We start from the raw sequence: 22407 nt of genomic DNA, 5'->3' as shown, positions 1-22407 counted from the left end.
GATCATTGATCATCCGAGCGAATCCGAGTATTCACCTTGTTGGTGGGGGGAAACACAGTCATGAGCACGGTTGGTCCTGACATCGCGCTCGTCGGTTCAGCGCGCTCCGGAACCTCGTTCCTGGCAGCGGCGCTGTCCGAGCATCCCCAGGTGGATGCCGGGGCCGTCAAGGAGCCCAACTACTTCAGCCGGGAGCTCGAGCGCGGCGAGGGCTGGTACGACGACCTGTTCGGCCCCCGCACGGCCGGTCGCCGCCGCCTGGACGCCTCGATGTCCTACACGTTCCGGCACTTCCCCGAGGCTCTCACCCGACTCGCCGAGGCCTCGCCGGACGCCCTGGTCGTCTATGTGGTGCGGCACCCCTTCGACCGGCTGGTCTCCCACTTCCAGCTGCACCGCGACTACTTCCACAACGACGCGTCCGCCACCCTCGGCGAGGCACTGGCCGGCCCCAGCGGCCACATCTACCTCGGCGCGGGCGACTACGACCACTGGCTGACCGCGATCGACGCGCTGTTCCCCCGCGAGCGGGTGCTGGTGATCCCGTTCCCGGCGGTCACCCGCGACGACAGCGGGCTCCGGGCGGTCGCGATGCTCGCCGGGCTCGACGAATCGCCGCTCGCCGCCGCCCGCTCGAAGGCGGCGGCCCACCAGAACAACGTCGTGTCCTTCCGCCACCCCGCCTTCCAGTGGCTGCGCCGCACCGTCCGGCAGCGCGGGTGGTACCCCCGGGTCCGCCGGATGGTCGGCGGCGCCAACCTGCGCCGGCTGCGCGGGGTGATGACCCAGGCGACCCCCAAGGACTCGGTGGCCGAGGCGCTGGCCACCTGCTCCCCGGAGCAGCTGGCCGAGCTGGAGGCCTGCTACGAGCGAGCCCGGGTCGCCGTCACCGCTCGGCTGCGCGAGCAGGACGAGCGTCGTGGCACCGACTGGGCGACCCTGTGGGAGGCGGAGGCACCGCCGCTGGAGGTCCCCGAGGACGGTCCCCGACCGACGCCCGCGGGGGACACCGGATGAGCCCGGGACCCGACCGCGCAGAAGCGACCGCCGAGACCTCGGCGAGCGCCTCGCTGCTGCGCCGGCTGAGGCCGCTGTGGAAGGACGAGGCCGACCTGAGCGTCTCTCGTCGCCCCGGCGGACCCGGCGGGGCCGGCGACTTCCTCGTGCTGCCCCGGCTGGCCAACCCGATCCTGCTGGTGCCCGCGCAGCGTTCCCCCGCCGCCGACTCGATCCGCGCCTCGGCGCCGGGCGTCCGCGGCCGCGCCCTCGCCACGGCGTACCGCACCGGCGTGCTGCGCCGGCTGCCCTTCGCCCGGGTGCACGTGCCCGTCGACACCCCCTCACCGGTGCTGGCCGAGCTCGAGGAGATGGTGCCCGGCACCCGCCACCTGGTGATCCGGCTCGGCCGCGACCGGCCCGGCCGCGCGGTGGTCGTCGCCTGCCTGGGCGTCCAGGGCGACGCGCTCGGGATCGGCAAGCTGGGCGTCGGCCCCGGCGTGCCGTCGGTCGTGGCAGAGCACCGCAACCTGGTGCGCGTCCACGACCTGCCGCTGACCCTGGTGGAGGCACCCGAGGCCCTCGGCTTCGCCCGTGCGGGTGACTGCGCGCTGCTCGCGATGACCGCCCTCGACGGCGCCGAGGCGTCCCTGGACCCCGACGACCCGCTGCTGCACGCCGCCATGACCGAGCTGGCCCGCAGCGGCGGCACCGCGGAGACCCGTCTCGCCGACGCGGCCCAGGTGCACGCCCTGCGCGAGCTGCTCGCCTCGCTGCCCGCTGACGAGTCGTCGGCCTGGATCGGACCCGAGCTGGAGCGGATGCTGGCCCGGCTCGGCGACACCGTGGTCGAGGTCGGCCTCTGGCACGGCGACTGGGTGGCCTGGAACCACCGTCGCTCGGGCACCGGCCTCGCGTTGTGGGACTGGGAGCACCTCGCCGACGGCGTCCCGGTCGGCATGGACTACCTCCACTACGCCGCCCAGCACCTGCGTCGCCTGCAGGGCACCGAGCCCGCGCAGGAGCAGCGATGGCTCGAGCTGGTGCGCAGCGGCCTCGCACGGCGGTGGGGCGGGTCCCCGGCCCAGATCGAGGCGACCCTGTTGCTCTACCTGCTGACCGTCAACGCCCGCTACGCCGACGAGCGTGCCGAGGCTCCCGACGCCCCCGCCCGCCAGGGCTGGACCCGATCACTCGTGCAGGAGCTGAACCACGGATGAGTAGTGCCCCCGACCGGCTCACGATCCTGCACGTGAGCGAGGTCCACTGGGGTGGCGTCATCACCCTCCTGGACCACTTCACCCGGCAGCAGGTCGCGGCCGGGCACCAGGTCCACGTGCTGGCGCCCGAGCCGGTGGGCGACGCCCTGGCCGACGGGGTGGACTTCCATCGGTGGGCGGTCCGTCGGGGCCGGCCCCACGGCTACCCGCGGGCGGTCTCCCAGCTGCGTCGCCTGGTGGCCGAGCTGCGTCCCGACGTCATCCACCTGCACTCGTTCTTCGCGGGGCTGTTGGGCCGGCTGCCCGGGGCACTCGGCCCGGAGCCGCCGCCCGTCGTCTACCAGCCGCACGCGTGGTCGGACCACCTGTTCCGGCAGGAGCCGCTCAACGCGCTGGTACGCCGGCTGGAGCGCCGTGGCGCGCGGCGTACCGACGTGCTGGTCACCAACTGCCGCGACGAGATCGACCGCGGTGCCGGCTTCGGTGTCCGGCTGCCGTCGTTCCCGCTGGGTGTGACGGTCGACGGCGACCGCTTCCGCCCGCCCACCGCCGAGGAGCGGGCCGCCGCGCGCGCCGAGCTGGGGCTGAACGACGAGCGGATGCTGCTGGTGCTGGGCCGGCTGGCCTGGCAGAAGGGCCAGGACCTGCTGCTGCCGGTGTGGGAGCGACGGCACCCCGAGGGCGCCGTACTCGCGCTCGTGGGGCCCGGGGAGACCGAGGAGCTGGCACCCCTGGCGCCCACCCAGTGGGGTCACAGCGTGCGGGCTCCCGGAGGCGTGGCCGACGTGCTGCCCTGGCTGTGGGCCAGTGACCTGCTGGTGCTGAGCTCTCGCTACGAGACGGTAGGTCTGGTGGTCGCCGAGGCGATGGCGACCGGCCTCCCGGTGGTCGCGACCGAGGTCGACGGGGTGCGCGAGGTCGTCGAGGACCCGCCCGGCGACGCCGCCGGCGCGGTCGTCGGCGCCGAGGACGTCGAGGCCCTGCTCGACGCCGCTGTGACCCGGCTGAACGACCCCGCCCTGGTCGAGGGGGAGCGCGCGGCAGCGCTGTCCCGGGCCCGTACCCTGTTCGCACCGCCGGTCGTCGCCGCCCGGCTCGAGGAGGCCTACCGCGCCGCCCGCGACCTCCGGGCCCACCCACACTCGACGGCGCAGCCCACGACGACGGAGGAGAACCCGTGACGACCATCCCCACCTTCCTGGTCGTGGGCGCGGCCCGGTGCGGCACCACCGGGCTGGTCGAGGGGCTGCGCTCACACCCCCGGGTCTTCGTGACCGACCCGAAGGAGCCGCACTACTTCGCCCTGCACCGGATCGGGGCGCACTTCACCGCCCCGGGCGACGAGCACACCATCAACAAGGTGGCCGTCACCGACCGCGACGCCTACCTCGCGCTCTACCCCCAGGAGCACGACTTCCTGGCGCTGGGTGACGGATCGGTCTCGACGATCTACTACCACCAGGAGTCCATCCCCGAGATCAAGGCGATCAACCCCGACATGCGACTGGTGGTGATGCTGCGCGAGCCGGTCGAGCGGGCCTACTCCAGCCATCAGTACATGACGGCGCGCGGGCTGGAGCCGGTCGCCGACTTCCTGGAGGCCGTCGGCCTCGAGGAGCAGCGCATCGCCGACGGCTGGCACCACATCTGGCACTACACCGCCCAGAGCCGCTACGCCGACCAGGTGGGGGCCTTCCTGGACGCCTTCCCGGCCGAGCAGGTGGGCGTGTTCTTCTACGACGACCTCAACCGCGACTACGAGGGCACCGTGAGCCGCATCCTGCGCTTCCTGGATGTCCCTCCTGCGCCCGGCGAGGGCGAGGGGGTGCCGCGGGTCAACGTGTCGGGACAGCCCCGCTTCGCGCTCGCCCATCGCGCGATCGCCTGGGCCACCGGGCATGCCCGGCTCCGACAGTGGGTCAAGGACCACACCAGCTATCGGCTGCGCGAGCGGGTGCGCCGCAGCATCCTGCGCCAGGACACCGTCAGCGCGCAGGCCCGAGCCGCGCTGACCCCGCTGTTCGCCGACGACCTGCGCCGACTCGCGGAGATGCTGGAGGGCCGGCTGGAGACCGAGGCTCCGGCCTGGCTGACCGAGGCCGGCAGGGGGGCCGCCCGATGAGGGTCCTCCAGCTGCACAACCACCACGCGGCACTCGGCGGAGCGATGGAGGTGCTCGCCCACGAGGGCGAGCTGCTTCGCGGCGCCGGCCATGACGTCACCGAGTACACCCTCCCCGCGGCGGAGACACTCGGGCTGCCCGCCTGGCGCGCCGGAGCGAAGGCCGTGTGGAACCTCGAGGCGCAGCGCGAGGTGAGCCGGCGGATCGCCAGGTTCAAGCCCGACGTGGTGCACGTGCACACGCCCTTCCCGTTGATGTCGCCCTCGGTGTTCCAGGCCGCTCACCGGGCCGGCGTACCGGCCGTGACGACGCTGCACAGCTATCGCTACTCCTGCGTGGTCGGCACCTGCGTGCGCGACGACCGCATCTGCGAGGACTGCGTCGGCTCCAAGCTCAAGCTCGCGGGCATCCGGCACCAGTGCTACCACGACAGCACCGGCGCCACGGCGGCGCTGACCCTCGGGCTGGCCGTGCACCGGGCGGTCGGGACCTTCCACCACGCGGTGACCCGCTATCTCACGCTGACCGACTTCTCGCGCCGGCTGCTGATCCGAGACGGCTTCCCGGCCGAGAAGATCGTGGTGAAGCCCAACTCCGTCCCCGACCCGGGACCCGAACTCGTCCGCGTGCAGGGACGAAGCCCGAGTCCCGACGAGGGGAGCACGGCGAGCCAGGACCACCCCGAGCGCACCGTGCTGTTCGTGGGGCGGCTGATCGACCTCAAGGGCGTGCGGACCCTGCTCGACGCGTGGCAGCGCACGCCGGCCGGCATGCGCCTGGTGATCGCCGGCGACGGCGACCTGCGACCGTTGGTCGAGGAGCGGGCTGCCGCCGACCCGTCGATCACGTTCCTGGGATGGGTCGGCGAGGACGAGGTGACCCGGCTGATGCGCGACGCCGAGGTCGTGGTGGTCCCGTCGCAGTGGTACGAAGGGCTGCCGCTGGTGATCCTGCGCAGCCTGTCGGTGGGCACACCGCTGATCGTGTCGGACCTCGAGAACTTCGCCGAGGACGTCGTCGCCGACGGTGTCGGCCTCACCTTCCGGATGGGTGACGCGGCGGACCTGGCCGATCGGCTGGCCCGGGTGGTCCGCGAGGAGTCGCTGATGAACGGCCTGCGCGAGGCGGCCCGAGCGAGCTACGACGCTCGCTACTCGCCGTCGGCTGACCTGAAGAGACTAGTCACGATCTATACCGAGATAGCCCGTTAGGACTATCCTGGATGGCCACCTAGACAGCCAACGGCCAATTCGCCACCACCCCCACGGTTCCTCAGTAGTTTCCGGGAGTACCCGCCCCACCTGAGGAGACGCGAGCCCCCATGACGATCTCTCGGACCCTCTTCGCGCACGATGAGCCGACCTTCGGCCGCCGCCGCTTCATGCTGGGAACGGCCGCCGTCGCCGGCGTCGCCGCCTCGGGGCTGGCGCTGCCGTCGGGCGCCGTGGCCGGAGGTCTGTCGACGGTCCGGCCGGCGATGGCCGACACCCTGCTCGACTCGTTCGGCGTCGTGATCCACCCGTCGTGGAAGGAGACCGAGTACGCCGACCACGACGCGATCCTGGCGTGGCTGCTCAAGCTCCGGATCCGGCACGTGCGCACCCGGCTCACTCCCCAGAAGCCGGTGCTGGCGTTCTTCAAGAAGCTCGGTGCCAACGGGATCAAGGTCAACGCCGTCTGCGGCGCCCTGGGCGACCCCCAGACGATGGACAGCCTGATGAAGGCGGTCGCCGACAACTTCCCGGAGCCGACCGCCGTGTTCTCGGCGTTCGAGGGGATCAACGAGCCCAACAACGACGGCGTGCCGTGGATCGACGAGACCCGGGCCAAGACCCAGGCGCTCTACGAGGCCCGCCAGAAGTACGGCCTCACCGCGATCCCGATCATCGCCCCGGCCCTGGCCCGGGTCAGCGGCGGCGGCGTGGAGGGCAACGACACTTTCACCCAGGCCCAGAACCTCGGCGACATGAGCGAGTGGCTCGACGGCGGCACGATGCACGTCTACCCGCGCGCCCTCCCGCCGAGCAACGGCATCGACTACTTCACCAGCTGCGCCCGGCAGGTCGCGGGCAGCAAGCCGATCACCGTCACCGAGGGCGGCTACTTCACGGCCAAGAACTACTCCGGCGGCGCCCGCCGGGTGTCCAGCGGCGTCGCGGCGGCCTACGGCCCCCAGAAGCTGCTGGAGCACCTGCGGGCCGGCAACACCCGCTACTTCCGCTACGAGCTCCTGGAGAAGCCCACGGGCCGCTCCTGGGACCGGCTGGCGACCTTCGGCATGCTTCGCACCGACTCCTCGACGTGGCGCCCGAAGCCGGAGTTCGACTCCACCCGGCGGCTGCTCGCGAGGTTCCGCGACCCGGGTCCGGCCTTCACGCCCGCGCCGCTGACCTTCGGCCTCTCGGGGGGGCCGAGCTCGCTGCGCTCGATGGTGTTCGCCAAGCGCGACGGCACCCACCTGGTGGCGCTCTGGCTCGACAAGCCGATCTGGGACCCGGACCGCGAGCGGTTGACGGTCAGTGGCATCGCGGACCGTCTGGCCACCGTGACGCTCGACCTGGGCAGCGCCCGGGACGGCGTGGTGAGCCACGTCGTCACCGGCTCGAAGCGCAAGGTCTTCGGTCGCACGACGTCGGTGAACGTGCCGCTGACCGCCGGCGTCACCGTCGTCCGACTGCGCCCCTGAGCGACGGCCGGCACGAGCGGCCTCCGAACGCGCCGCGGTGCCGGGGTCGGGCCCGCCGCGGACCCGACCCCGACACCGGGACGATCAGGGCAGCGGTGCGAAGCGGATGCCGCGGTGGTACTTGCCGCCCCACCGGGCACCATCGGTGGCGAACCAGACGCCGGTCGCGGTGGGCAGGATCTGGTAGCCACCACGCTGCTGCGGCATGTTCGGGTTCCACGCCAGCGCCATGCCCGTGGTCGGGTCGACGGCTCCGCCGCCCATCCGGTCGACGGCGCCGGGACCCTTGGAGTCCTGGCCGTAGGGGTTGTCGAGCCAGCGGCTGTGACCCTGGACGTAGACCGCCGCGCCGGTGACGGCCACGGACTTCAGCGAGTCACCACCGGTGTAGTTGATCCAGGTCGGCCGGAAGGGGTCGAGGTCGGCGGTCTCGAAGCGGGACACCGAGTCGCAGATCATGTTGCCGCGGTAGCCGGACTGGTACATGTAGCCGAACGAGGCGAGCGCGAACCAGCTGCTGTCGGGTGAGAACGCGACGTCCTGGACGTAGGCCTGGGCGTTGCGTCGGTTGGACGTGCACTTCAGGGCCAGCGAGTCGTAGTTCCACGACGTGAGGCTGCTGCCGTTGTCGTCGAGGTCCATCATGAACACCCGCGGGTGGTCGGCGCCGTTGACGGTGAGGAAGTTGCCCACCGCCACCAGGTGCTGCCCGTCGGGGCTGATGTCGAACTTGAAGACCGCCGGGTTGTCGCTGTTGGCCAGCCGGCCGCCGACCACCGGGCGGAGGTACTGGGTCGGCTTGCCGGTCACCGGGTTGAGCGAGATCAGCTTGGGGGTCACGGTGCCGGAGACGATCAGCTGGTCGCCGCGCATCTCCATGTCGGAGATCCGCTTGCCGGTGAAGGTCGGGTTGAAGTTGGGGTCGAGCTGGCCGGTGGCCAGGTCGAGCTTGGCCAGCGCCGCCCGGGGCGTGCCGTTGACGTTCTTGAACTCACCCCCGATGTAGACCGAGGTGCCGTCGGAGAGCACCGACCAGACATCCCCGTCGACGACGGGCTTGAAGTTGGGGTCGATGGCGCCGGTGGTGGCGTCGAAGGCGAAGACGTTGCTGCGGTTGTAGGGCAGCGTGCGCTTGGAGTTCTCCACCTGGGTGAACCGGCCGCCGACGACCATCTCGCTGCCGGCCTCGGCGATCGCGAAGGCGATCGGCTTGGGCTGACCGGAGACGTTGACCAGGTGGGGCGTGAAGGTTGCGGCCACCTCGCTCACGACGGTGGGGTGGACATAGTCGGCCTGGGCCGGGACGGTGGTCCCGGCCAGGGCGACGGCGGCCGCGCTGGCGGCCAGAAGGGTGCGGCGGATCATTTCAGTTGCTCCTTGATGTGCGGCGGAGTGCGAGGTGGTTGGACGGTCAGTAGGCGCCGCGCGAGCGGACGACGGCGTCGACGGTGCGGACCCCGATGCCGAGGTCGTCGACGAGCCGCCAGTTGTCGGCGTAGCGCAAGTCGAGCTCGACCGACTCCTCCCACGAGAGGTTGGAGCGGCCACTCACCTGCCACAGTCCGGTCATGCCGGGACGGACGGCGAGGCGGCGACGCTCGAGGTCGGAGTACTGCTCGACCTCCTGGGGAAGAGCCGGGCGCGGCCCGACCAGCGACATCTCCCCGCGAACCACGTTGACCAGCTGGGGCAGCTCGTCGAGGGAGGTCTTGCGCAGCAGTCGACCGACGCGGGTGATGCGCGGGTCGTTGCGGATCTTGAACAGCACGCCGTTGCCCTCGTCGAGCCTCTGCAGCTCGGCCAGCCGGCGCTCCGCGTCGGTGTGCATGGTGCGCAGCTTGAAGATCGTGAACGGCTTGCCGTCCTGGCCGACGCGGGTCTGGGTGAACCACGCCTTGCCGGAGGAGTCGAGCCGGACCAGCACCGTGAGCACCGCGAGAAGCGGTGCCGCCACGACGAGGAGCAGACCACCGAGCACCCGGTCGGCCGCGGCCTTGATCGAGCGCACGAACAGCGACGGGCGGCTGCTGCGGATGTGGAGCAGCGTGCCACCGGCGAGCGTGGAGGCGTCGATGCGGTGCGGCGCGACCCGGTCGACCACGCCCATCACCGCGAGCGAGGCGGAGGTGCCCTCGAGCGCCCAGGACAGGCGCCGCACGCTCTCGGCATCGGGCGCCCCGACCATGGCGACGACGTCGGACTCCCACCGGGTCACCCAGTGGGCGACGTCGTCGGAGCCGAGGACCACGTCCACGCCGAAGGAGTCGGACAGCGACAGCGCGTCGCGGCGTCCGCCGTCGACCAGCACCGCGCCGACGACCTTGGCGCGCCGGTCTCCGGCCCAGCGGGCGGCGGCCAGGGCGGCCGACTCCGGGTTGCCGACGACGACCAGGCGCAGCTGACCCTCGACCGCGCGGCGCACCACGGTGCCCAGGAGCGCGGTGCCGGCCACGACGGCCACGATCACCAGCGCCTCGGTCAGCCGGGCGGGCTGCAGCACGTGGGCGGCCACGCCGATGGTGACCAGCAGCATCGGCAGTGCAGCGTCGCGCACGATGCGCCCCAGGTGGGGCAGGCCGGGCCGGATGGTCTCCAGGCCCATGTGGTAGTTGGTCACCATCGCGACCACCACCAGCGGCAACGCGAACAGCAGCGGTGACTGCATCACCAGCGCTGCGGTGCTGCCGAACAGGGCCGCAGACACGGCCTCGGCGGGCAAGAACCACCGCCGCATCCGATGCCGCGTGCTGACCGGCACGACCGACGGCACGGGAGGAGCGAGGACGCCCTCCACCACCGTCTGGTGTGCCGCACGCGGCGCGGGTACGACGAGGTCAGGCGCCGACCTCAACTGACTCATTTCCCCCCGGCCCCCTCAGGCTTGGTGTTGTGATCACCGTGAGGAGGGGCACCAAGGCGTCACCACTGGTGACACCTTCATTCCCCATGCGATCTCGGGGAGGTAGAGCCTGATCTCTGACCGCTGATACCTCTCAGCGGGGGTGTGGCGGCGCCAACGAGGGAATCGTTCTTCCCAACTCCGTCCGAGCACGGAACCGGTCTGTGGTGAATCCCCCGAGGAAATGCGCCGCCAAGAGATCTTGACCTCCTCGGGACCCGTTTGAGACCCCACGACTCAAACGTGGGACCAGTCTCTCCCGGGGCCTAGCACGAGTCAACTCGGCAAGATGGGGGATTGCGGAAAGCCTGCGATTTCATGTAGGTGGTCCAGACCATGGTGCGACGGCGGGCAAAGAGTGCTGCACAAAACTGCAGCCGGAACCGGCGCTCGACCGGGCCCCGACCGCCGGCGCCGCGGCCGCTCAGGAGTTGAAGCGCTGCTGGGTCTGCGCCAGGCCGTCGGTCACCAGGGACTCCACCGCGTCCGCGGCAGCGAAGACCTGGAACGGGACCTCCTTGCGCTCGGCCGCGGAGTAGTTCGACAGCACGAAGTCGGAGACCTCCTGGCGTCCGGGCGGACGGCCGATGCCGATCCGCACCCGGTGGAAGTCGCCGGTGCCCAGGGAGGACCGCAACGAGCGCAGCCCGTTGTGACCGTTGTCGCCGCCACCGAGCTTGACGCGCTGGCTGCCGAACGGCAGGTCGAGCTCGTCGTGGACCGCGACGATGTGGTCCGGGGGGACCTTGTAGAACGTCGCGAGCGCCTTCACCGGACCGCCCGACTCGTTCATGTAGCAGCGAGCCCGGACCAGCACCACCCGCGGGGCGTCGGTGCCGGGCGCCCCCAACCGGCCCTCGACCACGTCGGCGCGACCGGACTTGTGGGCGCGCAGCGGCGAGCCCATCCGCTCGGCCAGCTCGTCGACGACGAGGTAGCCGACGTTGTGCCGGTGGCCGGCGTACGACGGCCCGGGGTTGCCCAGCCCGACGACCAGCCAGACCTCCGCAGCCTCGTGGGTGGCCATCTGTGTTGCCGACTCGGTGTCGTGGCCCCGGCCCAGCACCCTGGCGACCAGGGTGCCGAGCCGGGCCAAGATCACTCCGCGTCGCCCTCGGCGTCGGCCGGGGCCTCGTCGGAGGACTCCTCGGCCACGTCGGCCGGACCCTCACCGGCCTCGCCCTCGACGTCGAGGTCGGCCTCGAGCTGCTCCTCGGTCGGGGCGTTGGTGACGTTGACGACCAGCGTCTCCGGGTCGGTGAGCAGCGTGGTGCCCTCGGGCAGCCGCAGGTCGGAGGCGTGGATCTGGGTGCCGACCTCGGCGCCCTCGATGTCGACCTCGATCGACTCGGGGATGTGGGTGGCCTCGGCCTCGACCTGCACCGTGGCCTGCTCGGTGACGACCAGCGTCTCGCGAGCGGCCTCGCCCACCAGGTGGACGGGCACGTCGACGGTGACCTTCTCGCCGCGGCGGACCGAGACGAAGTCGATGTGCTCCAGCACCCGGCGGATCGGGTCGACCTGGACCTGCTTGGTCAGCGCCAGCTGCTCCTCCCCGTCGACCTCGAGCTCGAGCAGCGCGTTGGCGCCGCCGTGCTTGAGCGCCATCATCGTGTCGTGGCCCGGCAGGGTCAGGTGCAGCGGGTCGTTGCCGTGTCCGTAGACGACGGCGGGGACCTTGTCGGCCCGGCGGATGCGCCGCGCGGCGCCCTTGCCGAACTCGGTGCGGAGCTCGGCCTTGATCTTCTCGGCAGCCATGAGGTGTCTTCTCTCCCAGTCGTGACGTGCGTGGTCGGGGGCTCCCGACAGGTCGTGGGTGTCGCCGGCGAGAAGGAGAACGCCGCGCGATCGAGTCAGCGCGGCGTGAGCCGGCCCAGTCGATCACGGAGCGCCGCTGGGCGGCCTCCCTCGCCGAGGCAACCGCACCAGTGTACGGCGGGGTGCGCGGCCACCACCAATCGGCATCCCGTGGTCGCCGACTCCGGGGCGGCGGGCGACCAGTGACCGCCCGGGTCCGGCGTCAGGCGTGGCCGCCGAACATGCTGGTCACCGACCCGTCCTCGAACACCTCGCGGATCGCCCGGGCCAGCAGCGGGGCGATCGAGAGCGTCGTCAGGTTGTCGAACAGCTTGTCGTCGGTCAACGGCAGGGTGTTGGTGACCACGACCTCGGCGATGGAGCCGTTCTTGAGCCGGTCGACCGCGTCGCCCGACAGGATCGGGTGGGTCGCGGCCACCACGACGCCGGCGGCGCCGTCGGCCATCAGCGCCTCCGCCGCCTTCACGATGGTGCCGCCGGTGTCGATCATGTCGTCGACCAGCACGCAGGTGCGGCCCTGGACCTCGCCGACCACGCGGTTGGCCACCGTCTCGTTGGGACGGTCGGTGCGCCGGGTCTTGTGGATGAACGCCAGGGGTGCGCCGCCGAGGCTGGCCGACCAGCGCTCCGCCACCTTGATCCGGCCGGCGTCCGGGGAGACGACGGCCAGCGACTGGTCGGCGTACTTGTCACGGACGTAGTCGGCGAGGATGGGCAGCGCCATCAGGTGGTCGACGGGGCCGTCGAAGAAGCCCTGGATCTGGTCGGCGTGGAGGTCGACGCAGATCAGCCGGTCGGCGCCGGCGGACTTGAACAGGTCGGCCATCAGCCGGGCCGAGATCGGCTCGCGGCCGCGGTGCTTCTTGTCCTGCCGGGCGTAGCCGTAGAACGGCGCCACCACGGTGATCCGCTTGGCCGAGGCGCGCTTGAGCGCGTCGACCATGATCAGGTGCTCCATGATCCACTCGTTGATCGGCGCGGTGTGGCTCTGCAGCACGAACGCGTCGCTGCCGCGCACCGACTCCTCGTAGCGGACGTAGGTCTCGGAGTTGGCGAACTGGTAGGCCGAGGTCGGCACCAGCCCGGTGCCGAGCATGCCGACGACCTCCTCGGCGAGCTCGGGGTGGGCCCGGCCACTGAAGACCATGAGCTTCTTCTTGGTGGTCTTCTTCATCCCGCTCACGACGCCCGCTCCCTGCTCGCCCAACGTGGCCTTCGCCGATTCTCGCGCATCGGTGGTTGCGCCCGGACCTCGGGCCCGACGCCGGCTCAGGGCCCCGGGGCGTCGTCGGTGTCCTCGGCGTCCTGGGCCGACGCGGCCGCCGCGGCCTCCGCCTGCGGGGTGCCCGCGCGGCGCCGCGCCGCCCACCCCTCGATGTTGCGCTGCGGTCCGGTCGACACCGCCAGCGCGCCGGGCGGCACGTTGCGGCGTACGACGGTGCCGGCGCCGGTCGCCGCGCCGTCGCCGATCTCGACCGGGGCCACGAAGGTGTTGTTGGACGCCGTCCTGGCGTGTCGGCCGACCGTGGTGCGGTGCTTCTGAACGCCGTCGTAGTTGGCGAAGATCGTGCCCGCGCCGATGTTGGTGCCCTCGCCGATCTCGGCGTCGCCGACGTAGGAGAGATGCGGCACCTTGGCGCCGTCGCCGATGACGGCGTTCTTGGTCTCCACGAAGGCGCCGATCTTGCCGCCCGCGCCGAGCTGGGTGCCGGGCCGGAGGTAGGACCATGGTCCGACCGTGGCGCCACCGCCGATCACGGCCAGCTCGCCGTGGGTGCGGACCACCCGGGCGCCGGCGCCGATCTCGCAGTCCTTGAGCGTGCAGTCGGGTCCGATGACGGCGTCCTCGGCGACCACCGTCGCCCCGAGCAGCTGGGTGCCGGGCAGGATCGTGACGTCTTCGGCGAGCACCACGTCGGCGTCGATCCAGGTGGTCGCCGGGTCCATCACGGTGACGCCGTCGCGCATCCACCGGGTCACGATCCGCCGGTTGAGCTCGGCGCCGAGGGCGGCCAGCTGGGCGCGGTCGTTGGCTCCCTCGGTCTGCTTGACGTCGTCGATCACGTGGGCACCGACGGTCAGACCGTCCTCGCGCGCCAGCCCGACGACGTCGGTGAGGTAGTACTCGCCCTTGGCGTTGTCGTTGGTGAGCCGGCCCAGGGCCTGGCCGAGGAACTCGCCGTCGAAGGCGAGGATCCCGCTGTTGATCTCGTGGATCTCGCGCTGGGCCGGGGTCGCGTCCTTCTCCTCGACGATCCCCTCGACGTCGCCGTCGTCGTTGCGGAGTATCCGGCCGTAGCCGAACGGGTCGTCGACGACGCCGGTCAGGATGCTGACGGCCCGCTCCGCGGCCTCGTGCTCGTGGGCGAACCGGAGCAGGGTGTCGCCGTCGAGCAGCGGGGTGTCGCCGGCCGCCACGAGCACCGTGCCGGACACCGGGCCGGTGGCCTCGAGCGCCACGCGCACCGCTCCCCCGGTGCCGTCGAGGTTCTCCTGCACCGCCAGCAGGCAGTCGGGCACCAGCTGCTGGACGTGCGCGGTGACCTCCTCGCGCTGGTGGCCGACCACGGCGACGATGCGCGTGGGCTGGGTCGCCTGCACCGCCGCCAGCACGTGGCCGACCATGCTGCGGCCGCCGACCTCGTGGAGGACCTTCATCCGCTTGGACTTCATCCGGGTGCCGCCACCGGCGGCGAGGACGACGACGGTCAGGTCGTGCGGCATGGGTGCCTCTCTCTCCAGGGCGCGCCTTCCGGCCCCGCGTGCGGGACACCACGGAAGCCTAGACTCCCTCCGCCCGAGCGGCACCGCGGGCGCGGCCCGCCGGCACCGTCAGGCGAGTGCCTCCTTGACCGCCTGCTCCAGACCGGTGGCCGACCGGCCCAGCAGCGACTCGAGGTCGTCGACGGGCACCAGCAGCTCGCCCTCCGCGATGCCTCGGTCGACGTCGGCGAAGATCGCGTCCAGGGGAGCCGGCAGGCCCGCTCCCGCGAGCACCTGCTGGAGCTCGGCCACGGGCAGGTCGGTGTAGCCGATCTGCTGCCCGGTCACCGCCGAGATCGCGGCCGCGACCTCCGGCAGCGTCACCGCCGGCCCGCCGAGCTCGTAGCGGCGACCCTGGCGGCTCTCGTCGAGGAGCACGGCCGCCGCGGCCTCGGCGTACTCACGTCGCGGAGCGACGGAGACCCGGCCGCTGCCGGCCGCGCCCACCATGCCGTGGGCGAGGTAGGTCTCGACCTGGGCGGTGTAGTTCTCGACGTACCACGCGTTGCGCAGGACGGTCGTGGTCAGCGGCGCGGCGGCCAGCAGCTCCTCGGTCGCGGCGTGGTCGGCCATCAGCAGGAGGCGCGACGTCGACGCGTAGGGGCCCGAGGTGTAGGCCAGGTGGCGGACGCCGGCCGCGACCGCGGCGTCGATGACGGTGCCGTGCTGGGTCACCCGCTGCGGGTCCATGCCCGAGACGAGGAGCACCTGCTCGGCCCCGGCCACCGCGCCGGCGACGGCGTCGGGGTCGTCCAGGTCGACCCGCTGCACGCGTACGCCGCGCTCGGCGAGGTCGTCCAGCCGCTCGACGGCCCGGCCGGTGGCGGTGATGGCGGCGGGGTCGACGCCGCGATCGAGCAGGCTCTCGACGACGTGACGGCCGAGGTGGCCGGTGGCTCCGATGACGGTGATGGACATGGTGGTTCCTCTCCTCGCGGGGTGTGGTCATCGGTCGGAACAGTGGGCGCGCGTCGCTACTTCCCATTCGGAAGTAGTGACCTTGAAGTGCTGTAGTTACCTCTGAGATAGTGAGCCGGTGGCCACCACCCAGCCCCTCGCTCCCGCGCCGTCGCCGTTCGTCGCCGACTGCCCCACCCGTCAGGTGCTCGACCGGATCGGCGACCGCTGGACGATGCTGGTGCTGCTGCTGCTCGACCGGCGTACCCATCGGTTCGGCGAGCTGGCCCGCGAGATCGACGGCATCAGCCCGAAGGTGCTCACCCAGGCCCTGCGCGCGCTCGAGCGCGACGGGCTGGTCGTCCGCGAGGTGTTCGCCGAGGTGCCGCCGCGCACGGAGTACTCCCTCACCGACCTGGGCCGGACCCTGGTCGGCGCGGTCAGTGCCGTCGCCGACTGGGCGACCGCGCACATCGACGAGATCCAGCTGCACCGGGCCGCCTTCGACGCCCGCTGACGGCGCCCGCGCCGCACTCGCTCGAGCTCCCCGGGTAGGAGTCGAACCTACGTCGCTAGTCCTGATTCAAAGTCAGGCGGGCCCTGCCGGCAGACCAACCGGGGATCGACCACCCAGCCTAGGGCCCGCCCCGACGACATGCGCCTGATGGTCGCGCGACATGCGGCCTATGGTCGCACCACGTGCACACGATGGTCGGGCGAGGGCCGCGCGTGGAGCAGCCTCGGTGCCAGGAAGCCGACCCACTCACCTCGCGGCACCATTTCGCGCATCTCGCGGCACCATTTCGCGCATCTCGCGGCGCCATTTCGCGCATCTCGCGGCACCATTTCGCGCATCTCGCGGGGGTGGGGGCGGGCGGGGCTAGGCTCCCGGGAATGGACCTGCCCGTGATGCCGCCGGTGCTGCCGATGCTGGCCAAGTCGGTGAAGGGGATCCCCGACCCGGCGAAGTACTCCACCGGTGACGTGCCGGGGCTCAGCTTCGAGCCGAAGTGGGACGGGTTCCGGTGCCTGGTCTTCAAGGACGGCGACGAGGTGGAGCTCGCCTCGCGCAACACCAAGCCGCTGACCCGCTACTTCCCCGAGGTGGTGACGGCGGCGCGCGAGCAGCTGCCGGATCGCTGCGTGCTCGACGGCGAGCTCTTCGTGGCGGTCGGCGACCGGCTGGAGTTCGAGGTGCTCCAGAACCGCATCCACCCCGCCGCCTCGCGGATCAACCTGCTGGCGGAGGAGACGCCGGCCTCCTTCGTGGCCTTCGACCTGCTCGCCCTCGGCGACCACTCCCACGCCGACGCGCCCTTCGCCGACCGGCGCGCCGCGCTCGAGGAGGCGCTGGGTGGGCTCGGCGGGCCGTGCTACCTCACGCGGACGACGACCGACCCCGACGAGGCGCGCGAGTGGTTCGCCCGGTTCGAGGGCGCCGGGCTCGACGGGGTGGTCGCCAAGCCCCTCGGGGCGCCGTACCTTCCCAACTCCCGGGCGATGCTCAAGATCAAGCACGAGCGCACCGCCGACGTGGTGCTCGTGGGCTACCGCGAGCACAAGACCTCGACGCCCGAGCAGCCGCTGATCGGCAGCCTGCTGCTGGGGCTCTACACCGACCAGGGGCTGCAGCACGTCGGCGTGTCGGCGTCGTTCACCGCCGCCCGCCGGGCCGAGCTCCACGCCGAGCTCCAGCCGCTCGTGTGCGAGCTCTCCGAGCACCCGTGGGCCGCGTGGGAGCAGTGGGCGATCGCCAACCCCGACCGGGTGCCCGGCACCCAGAGTCGCTGGAGCCAGGGCAAGGACCTCAGCTTCACGCCGCTGCGCCCCGAGCGGGTGCTCGAGGTGGCCTACGACCACATGGAGGGCCACCGGTTCCGGCACACCGCGCAGTTCCGGCGCTGGCGGCCCGACCGCGACCCCGAGTCGTGCGGATACGACCAGCTCGACGAGCCGGTGAGCTACGACCTGGCCGAGGTCCTCGGCACGGCCTGAGCGGCCGGGCGCGACCGGCGTGACTAGGCTGGTGGCGGCGGGTGAGGTCCACCCGACCGCGACAGCCCAGGGAGCGGCCATGAGCGACACCTACGACGTCGTGCTCCTCATCGAGCAGGAGCTCACCGAAGCCGATGCCGCCCAGGTGCGGTCGCTGCACGAGGCGATCGAGGACCCCGTGGTCTACCACGTGCTCCTGCCTCTCGAGGACGCCGCGGCCCGGATCGAGGCGGCGATGGGCAGCCTGGCCGCCGGCGAGGTGATGGCCTCCCCTGCGATGGTGATGAGCGACGTCGACCTCGACGCCGTACGCCGGGACTGCGAGGAGCGCTCCGACGACGAGCTGGCGCACACCCTGTCCGCGCTGGCGGCCGCGGGCGCCACGGCCACCGGTCAGGTGGTCAGCGACCCGCCGATCGACGCGCTGGCCGCCAAGGTGACCGAGGTCGACGGTCGCGAGGCGATCATCCTGACCCGGCCGCACGTGGTCGCGGAGTTCTTCCACGTGGACTGGACCTCACGGGCGCGGCGCAGCATCGGCGTGCCGGTGCTCCACCTGCTCGAGCACGAGACCTTCGACGAGCAGGCCGGTGCCGGGGAGGGCGTGACCGGGGTCTGAGCCCGGCGCCTCCGTCAGCTGTTGGCGTCGAAGAGCGCCAGCCGGGCGGGGGTGGGGTTGCCACCCCACGACGTGACGTGGCCGCCGGCGGCCAGCGTGCCCGACTTCGGCAGGTAGTCGAGGACCCGGACACCCCAGACGGAGTTGCCCGAAGGGTTCCAGCCCTTCATGGTCCCGTTGTTGATGCCGATCGCCGCGGCGCGCTTGCGGTCCAGCCAGGTGCCCTGATGGCAGTTGCCGGTGCGGCCGGAGTTGCGATCGCTGCAGATCCGGTTGAAGTGGCCGCCGACGTAGAGCGTGTTGCCGACCAGCTCGACGGCCTGGGAGTCGCCGTCGGTCCAGTGGCTCCACACGGTGTGGCCGGTGGTGGCGTTCATGGCGAAGACGTGCCCACCGGGGCCGGCCTCGGCGGCGTAGATCCGGTTGTCGCGCACCACGATGTCGAAGACCTCGTAGTTGAGGTCGAACGGCTTGAAGCCGGTGACCAGCTTGCCCTTGTCCTTGGTGACCAGGGTGAGCCGGTGCCGCTGCGAGTTGTTGCCCACCTTGCGGAAGCGACCGGCGATGTAGATGCCGCGCTTGGTGCTGTGGACCTCGTCGACGCCGCCGTTGACCGTCTTGGGCGCCCAGGAGGTGAGCTTGTAGGGAGCGGTGGAGCTGAGCGCGGCGGAGTTCCACCGCTTCTTGCCGACCGCCTTGCTGAAGTTGCCGCCCAGGTAGATCCGGCCGTGACCCAGGTCGATCGTCCGCACCCGGCCGTTGGTGCCACGCTTGAAGGAGGCGCTCAGCGTGCCCGCGCCCTTCAGGGACACCCGGGCCAGGTTGTGCCGGGTCTGGCCGCGCACGGTGCCGAACGCGCCGCCGACGTAGACGCCCTTGCTGGTGGGCCGGAGCGCATAGACCGGGCCGTCGACGTTGGGGTCCCAGGGCAGCACCTCGCCGGAGACCGCGTCGAACGCCGCTGCGCCGTGCCGCACGAAGGTGGCGCCGTGCCAGTCGGTCACCTGGTTGAACTCCCCGCCGACATAGACGGTGTTGCCCCAGTGAGCCACCGCCCACACCGTGTTGTCGAAGCCCGGCGACGTGGCCGACGGCGTGCTCGACACGGCGGCCTGCGCGCTGGCGGGCAGGGCGGCCAGCATGACGGCGGCGATGATGGCCGCGAAGAAACCTCGGAAGGACACGTCGCTCCCCATGTGCGTTGCTGTCTAGACCAGCTGCCGACATCGACTTCCCGAGCGGTGCGACGTCGACGTGCTGACTAGGCGGCGTGAATGCGTTCCAGCGGCACACGGTACGCGTGCTTGACACAAACTCCCAATTTGTCACCTCACCAGGTCGGTGACACGCGGGCAGGTGGACCAGACCAGCCGGCCCTGGGTGGCGGAGCTCACGGCTCAGTCGGTCGGCCCTTCGGCCGCCAGCTCCACCACGACGTCGAGGTGGCCCGCGTGTCGGGCGTACTCCGCCAGCACGTGGAAGCAGATCCACTCCAGCGTGGGCGGATCGTCGCCGAAACGCCCGCCGGGAGCGGCCGGCGTGTGGATCGGATGGGCCAGCAGGATCTCACGCGTACGCCGACCGGTCGCCGCCAGCCGCTCCGCGAGCTGCTCGGCGCTGGTGCCCTCGGGCACCTGCCATCGTGCTCCGGGGCGAGTGTCGCCGTCGACGTCGGACGTCCACGGCTCCTCGACGGTCCAGTCCCCCCAGGGTTGCCCGATGCGCTCGCCCAGGAAGCCCCACACGAACCATCGCTGCTCCATGTGGAGCACGTGGGACAGCAGCTCGAGCGGTGTCCACCCGGACGCGAGCCGGGAGGTGCTCTGCTCCTCCGGGCTGAGCGCGAGCACGGCGCCGGCGAGGTCGGCGCGCAGCCAGTCGAGGTAGTCGGCGAAGCGGCGGGCGCCGTACTCCCCGGTCGCCGGAGGCTCGACGATCGGCTCGGCGGCCCGCTGCTCCTCGCTCACCTGCCCTCGATCCGGTTGCCCTGCTCGTCCCAGTGGGCCGCGACCTTCTTGCTGGGCTGCACCCGAGGCGGCTCCCCCGGCATCTTGGGATAGTCGGGCGGGTAGTTGAGCTCGACGGCGCCCTGTTCGTCCCAGAGCGCCAGCAGGGGCTCCAGCGAGTGGTGGACGTCGTCGATCTCCGCCCATGGGTCGCCGCCGACGACCCGCTCGGGGACCGTGAACAGGTTGAGCGTGCCGGGGTCCGTGGTCTCGGCGAGCTCGCTCCAGGTGAGCGGGGTGGACACGGGCGCGCCGGGGATCGGGCGCAGGGAGTAGGCCGAGGCGATGGTGCGGTCGCGGCAGTTCTGGTTGAAGTCGACGAAGATCCGCTCCCCGCGCTCCTCCTTCCACCAGGCCGTGGTGACCTGGTCGTCGCGGCGCTCCAGCTCGCGGCCGAACGCGATCGCGGCATGCCGCACGTCGACGAACTCCCAGCGCGGCTCGATCCGGACGAAGACGTGCACCCCCCGGTTGCCGGAGGTCTTGGCGAAGCCCCTCATGCCGAGGTCGGCGAGCAGCTCGCGGGCCACCCCCGCCACCCGGACCGCGTCGCCGAACGTCGTACCGGGCTGCGGGTCGAGATCGATGCGCAGCTCGTCGGGCCTGTCGACGTCGTCGCGACGCACCGGCCACGGGTGGAAGGTGAGCGTGCCCATGTGGGCGCACCAGACCGGGACGGCCGGCTCCGTCGGGCACACCTCGTGGGCCGTGCGACCGGAGGGGAAGGTGATCTCGACGGTCTCGAGGTAGTCAGGAGCGCCCTTGGGCACGCGCTTCTGGTAGAACGCGTCGGCGTTCTTGTCCATCGGACCGGTCGCCAGCCGCATCCCCTCGCGCACCCCGCTCGGCCAGCGCTCCATCGCCGTCGGCCGGTTGCGCAGGGCCCGCATCAGGCCGTCGGCGACCGCAGCGAAGTACTCCGCCACCTGAAGCTTGGTGACCTCCGGGGTGTGATCGGTCGCCTCGTAGATCACCCGGTCGGGGCTGCTGACCCGGACCGCGCGATCTCCCGCGATCACCTCGGCGGCGGGGGTCGGCATGTCGGCCAGGCTAGCGGGCGGCGTCGGCCTTACGGGTCGGTGACGGTCGCCGCCGGGGCTGGGGTGGCGGCCGTGCCGCGGCTACGGTTGCGACCATGGCCTACCCGATGGAGAAGTCCGACGAGCAGTGGCGTGCCGAGCTCACGCCCGAGGAGTACGCCGTGCTGCGCCAGGCCGGCACCGAGCGGGCATTCACCGGTGAGTACACCGACACCGAGACCCCAGGGGTCTACGTGTGTCGCGCCTGCCAGGCCGAGCTGTTCGAGTCGGACACGAAGTTCCACTCCGGCTGCGGCTGGCCGAGCTTCTACCAGCCGAAGACCGACACCATCGAGTACCTCGAGGACACGTCCCACGGGATGAAGCGGGTCGAGGTGCGGTGCGCCAACTGCGGCTCACACCTCGGGCACGTCTTCCCCGACGGCTACGGCACGCCCACCGGCGACCGTTACTGCATCAACTCGATCAGCCTGCGGCTCAAGGAGGAGTGACCCGGCGCTCATCCGGTGTCGGCGCGGGGTGCGCCCACCCCGCGATTGTGCGGAAAGTGCAGCCGGGCGGCGGAGATTGTTGACGTTTGTGCCGAAACGTCAACACCTCACGGCAGCCGCGCCACCAGGTCGGCCGGCGACACCCGGGGCCCGGTGAAGAACGGGATCTCCTCGCGCACGTGCAGCCGCGCCTCGGAGGCGCGCAGGTCGCGCATCAGGTCGACGATCCGGTGCAGCTCGTCGGCCTCGAACGCCAGGATCCACTCGTAGTCGCCGAGCGCGAAGGACGACACCGTGTTGGCCCGCACGTCGGCATAGCCGCGCGCCATCTGACCGTGCTCGGCGAGCATCCGGCGACGGTCGGCCTCGTCCATGACGTACCAGTCGTAGGACCGCACGAAGGGGTAGACGCAGACGTAGCCGCGCGCCTCCTCGTCGGCGAGGAACGCCGGCACGTGGGAGCGGTTGAACTCGGCCGGCCGGTGCAGGGCGAGCTGGCTCCACACCGGGTCGAGGCGGCGACCGATCGCCGTACGCCGCAGCTGCTGGTAGGCCGACTGCAGCTGCTCGGCGGTCGCGGCGTGCCACCAGACCATCAGGTCGGCGTCGGCTCGGATCCCGGACAGCTCGTAGAGGCCGCGCACCACGACGCCGTCGGCGGCGAGCTTGTCGAGGAGCTCGCCCAGCTCGGCCGCCTCCCCGTCACGGGCGGAGTCGGCCTCGGCATAGGGCGTGGCCAACCGGAACACCGACCACATGGTGTAGCGGATCGTCTCGTTGATCTCGCGCAGCCGGGCCGCGTTGGTCTGGTTGTCCTTCTCCTCGCTCATGCGCCCATTGTGCCGCGCGCGCTGC

Annotated in this window: 21 protein-coding genes and 1 tRNA gene; 10 read left to right on the top strand and 12 right to left on the bottom strand. The window is 71.7% G+C overall.

Annotated features, from left to right (window positions below; genetic code table 11):
* Positions 1 to 60 precede the first annotated feature (60 nt).
* The 6 genes from R2740_RS04220 (at position 61) to R2740_RS04195 (ending at position 7024) form a co-directional block, all read left to right on the top strand.
* Positions 61 to 1017 carry a sulfotransferase gene (locus tag R2740_RS04220; protein WP_371301442.1) on the top strand — a complete coding sequence of 319 codons (957 nt, stop codon included), beginning with the start codon at positions 61 to 63 and terminating at the stop codon, positions 1015 to 1017.
* Positions 1014 to 2216 (top strand): hypothetical protein, encoded by a 1203-nt coding sequence (locus R2740_RS04215; protein ID WP_371301441.1) that lies wholly within the window; start codon positions 1014 to 1016, stop codon positions 2214 to 2216. Before R2740_RS04220 ends, R2740_RS04215 begins: the two co-directional genes overlap by 4 nt.
* Positions 2213 to 3397, top strand: coding sequence for a glycosyltransferase (locus R2740_RS04210; RefSeq protein WP_371301440.1), 1185 nt, complete (start codon positions 2213 to 2215; stop codon positions 3395 to 3397). The genes R2740_RS04215 and R2740_RS04210 overlap by 4 nt, the downstream gene beginning before the upstream one ends.
* A complete protein-coding gene (locus tag R2740_RS04205) occupies positions 3394 to 4338 on the top strand; it encodes a sulfotransferase (protein WP_371301439.1) in 945 nt (314 codons plus the stop codon). Before R2740_RS04210 ends, R2740_RS04205 begins: the two co-directional genes overlap by 4 nt.
* The gene (locus tag R2740_RS04200; protein ID WP_371301438.1) at positions 4335 to 5549 is read left to right on the top strand and encodes a glycosyltransferase family 4 protein; all 1215 of its coding nucleotides are present in this window, start codon (positions 4335 to 4337) and stop codon (positions 5547 to 5549) included. The genes R2740_RS04205 and R2740_RS04200 overlap by 4 nt, the downstream gene beginning before the upstream one ends.
* Positions 5550 to 5659: 110 nt before the next feature.
* Entirely contained in the window at positions 5660 to 7024 is a 1365-nt protein-coding gene (locus R2740_RS04195) for a hypothetical protein (protein WP_371301437.1), read from the top strand.
* Positions 7025 to 7108: 84 nt separating this feature from the next.
* Here the strand turns inward: R2740_RS04195 and R2740_RS04190 are convergent, their stop codons facing one another.
* The 7 genes from R2740_RS04190 to R2740_RS04160 form a co-directional block, all read right to left on the bottom strand.
* Positions 7109 to 8389, bottom strand: coding sequence for a hypothetical protein (locus R2740_RS04190; protein WP_371301436.1), 1281 nt, complete (start codon positions 8387 to 8389; stop codon positions 7109 to 7111).
* A 46-nt stretch (positions 8390 to 8435) separates the two neighbouring features.
* A complete protein-coding gene (locus R2740_RS04185; RefSeq protein ID WP_371301435.1) occupies positions 8436 to 9758 on the bottom strand; it encodes an exopolysaccharide biosynthesis polyprenyl glycosylphosphotransferase in 1323 nt (440 codons plus the stop codon).
* 589 nt (positions 9759 to 10347) lie between these two features.
* Entirely contained in the window at positions 10348 to 10950 is a 603-nt protein-coding gene (gene pth, locus R2740_RS04180) for an aminoacyl-tRNA hydrolase (protein ID WP_371301650.1), read from the bottom strand.
* 71 nt (positions 10951 to 11021) lie between these two features.
* Positions 11022 to 11681: a 50S ribosomal protein L25/general stress protein Ctc gene (locus R2740_RS04175; protein ID WP_371301434.1), complete on the bottom strand. Its 660-nt coding sequence runs from the start codon at positions 11679 to 11681 to the stop codon at positions 11022 to 11024.
* 262 nt (positions 11682 to 11943) lie between these two features.
* Entirely contained in the window at positions 11944 to 12915 is a 972-nt protein-coding gene (locus tag R2740_RS04170) for a ribose-phosphate diphosphokinase (protein WP_371301649.1), read from the bottom strand.
* Positions 12916 to 13010: 95 nt separating this feature from the next.
* Complete coding sequence (gene glmU, locus R2740_RS04165; RefSeq protein WP_371301433.1) at positions 13011 to 14465, bottom strand: bifunctional UDP-N-acetylglucosamine diphosphorylase/glucosamine-1-phosphate N-acetyltransferase GlmU; 1455 nt, start codon at positions 14463 to 14465, stop codon at positions 13011 to 13013.
* A 108-nt stretch (positions 14466 to 14573) separates the two neighbouring features.
* Positions 14574 to 15422, bottom strand: coding sequence for an NmrA family NAD(P)-binding protein (locus R2740_RS04160; protein ID WP_371301432.1), 849 nt, complete (start codon positions 15420 to 15422; stop codon positions 14574 to 14576).
* A 118-nt stretch (positions 15423 to 15540) separates the two neighbouring features.
* On the opposite strand from R2740_RS04160, the gene R2740_RS04155 reads away from it, so the two are divergent.
* The gene (locus R2740_RS04155; RefSeq protein ID WP_371301431.1) at positions 15541 to 15918 is read left to right on the top strand and encodes a winged helix-turn-helix transcriptional regulator; all 378 of its coding nucleotides are present in this window, start codon (positions 15541 to 15543) and stop codon (positions 15916 to 15918) included.
* 26 nt (positions 15919 to 15944) lie between these two features.
* On the opposite strand, the gene R2740_RS04150 is transcribed toward R2740_RS04155, so the two are convergent.
* Positions 15945 to 16023, bottom strand: a tRNA-Gln gene (locus tag R2740_RS04150).
* A gap of 272 nt (positions 16024 to 16295) precedes the next feature.
* Between R2740_RS04150 and R2740_RS04145 the strand changes: the two genes are divergently transcribed.
* Together R2740_RS04145 and R2740_RS04140 are read left to right on the top strand one after the other, a co-directional pair.
* A complete protein-coding gene (locus R2740_RS04145; protein ID WP_371301430.1) occupies positions 16296 to 17396 on the top strand; it encodes an ATP-dependent DNA ligase in 1101 nt (366 codons plus the stop codon).
* Positions 17397 to 17475: 79 nt separating this feature from the next.
* Positions 17476 to 18015 (top strand): hypothetical protein, encoded by a 540-nt coding sequence (locus R2740_RS04140; protein WP_371301429.1) that lies wholly within the window; start codon positions 17476 to 17478, stop codon positions 18013 to 18015.
* A gap of 14 nt (positions 18016 to 18029) precedes the next feature.
* On the opposite strand, the gene R2740_RS04135 is transcribed toward R2740_RS04140, so the two are convergent.
* The 3 genes from R2740_RS04135 to R2740_RS04125 all read right to left on the bottom strand — a co-directional run bounded on the left by R2740_RS04135 (position 18030) and on the right by R2740_RS04125 (position 21061).
* Positions 18030 to 19211: a hypothetical protein gene (locus tag R2740_RS04135; RefSeq protein ID WP_371301428.1), complete on the bottom strand. Its 1182-nt coding sequence runs from the start codon at positions 19209 to 19211 to the stop codon at positions 18030 to 18032.
* Between the two features lie 201 nt (positions 19212 to 19412).
* Positions 19413 to 19982, bottom strand: coding sequence for a DUF664 domain-containing protein (locus R2740_RS04130; RefSeq protein ID WP_371301427.1), 570 nt, complete (start codon positions 19980 to 19982; stop codon positions 19413 to 19415).
* Entirely contained in the window at positions 19979 to 21061 is a 1083-nt protein-coding gene (locus R2740_RS04125) for a DNA polymerase domain-containing protein (protein ID WP_371301426.1), read from the bottom strand. Before R2740_RS04125 ends, R2740_RS04130 begins: the two co-directional genes overlap by 4 nt.
* Positions 21062 to 21156: 95 nt before the next feature.
* On the opposite strand from R2740_RS04125, the gene msrB reads away from it, so the two are divergent.
* A complete protein-coding gene (gene msrB, locus R2740_RS04120) occupies positions 21157 to 21552 on the top strand; it encodes a peptide-methionine (R)-S-oxide reductase MsrB (RefSeq protein ID WP_371301425.1) in 396 nt (131 codons plus the stop codon).
* 107 nt (positions 21553 to 21659) lie between these two features.
* Here msrB and hemQ read toward each other — a convergent pair whose 3' ends face one another.
* Positions 21660 to 22382, bottom strand: coding sequence for a hydrogen peroxide-dependent heme synthase (gene hemQ, locus R2740_RS04115; protein WP_371301424.1), 723 nt, complete (start codon positions 22380 to 22382; stop codon positions 21660 to 21662).
* Positions 22383 to 22407 lie beyond the last annotated feature (25 nt).

It is taken from the genome of Nocardioides sp., from assembly GCF_041393715.1.
GTDB lineage: Bacteria > Actinomycetota > Actinomycetes > Propionibacteriales > Nocardioidaceae > Nocardioides.
Note: the sequence above shows the minus strand (reverse complement) of the source record. Positions and strands in the feature narration are given on the sequence as shown.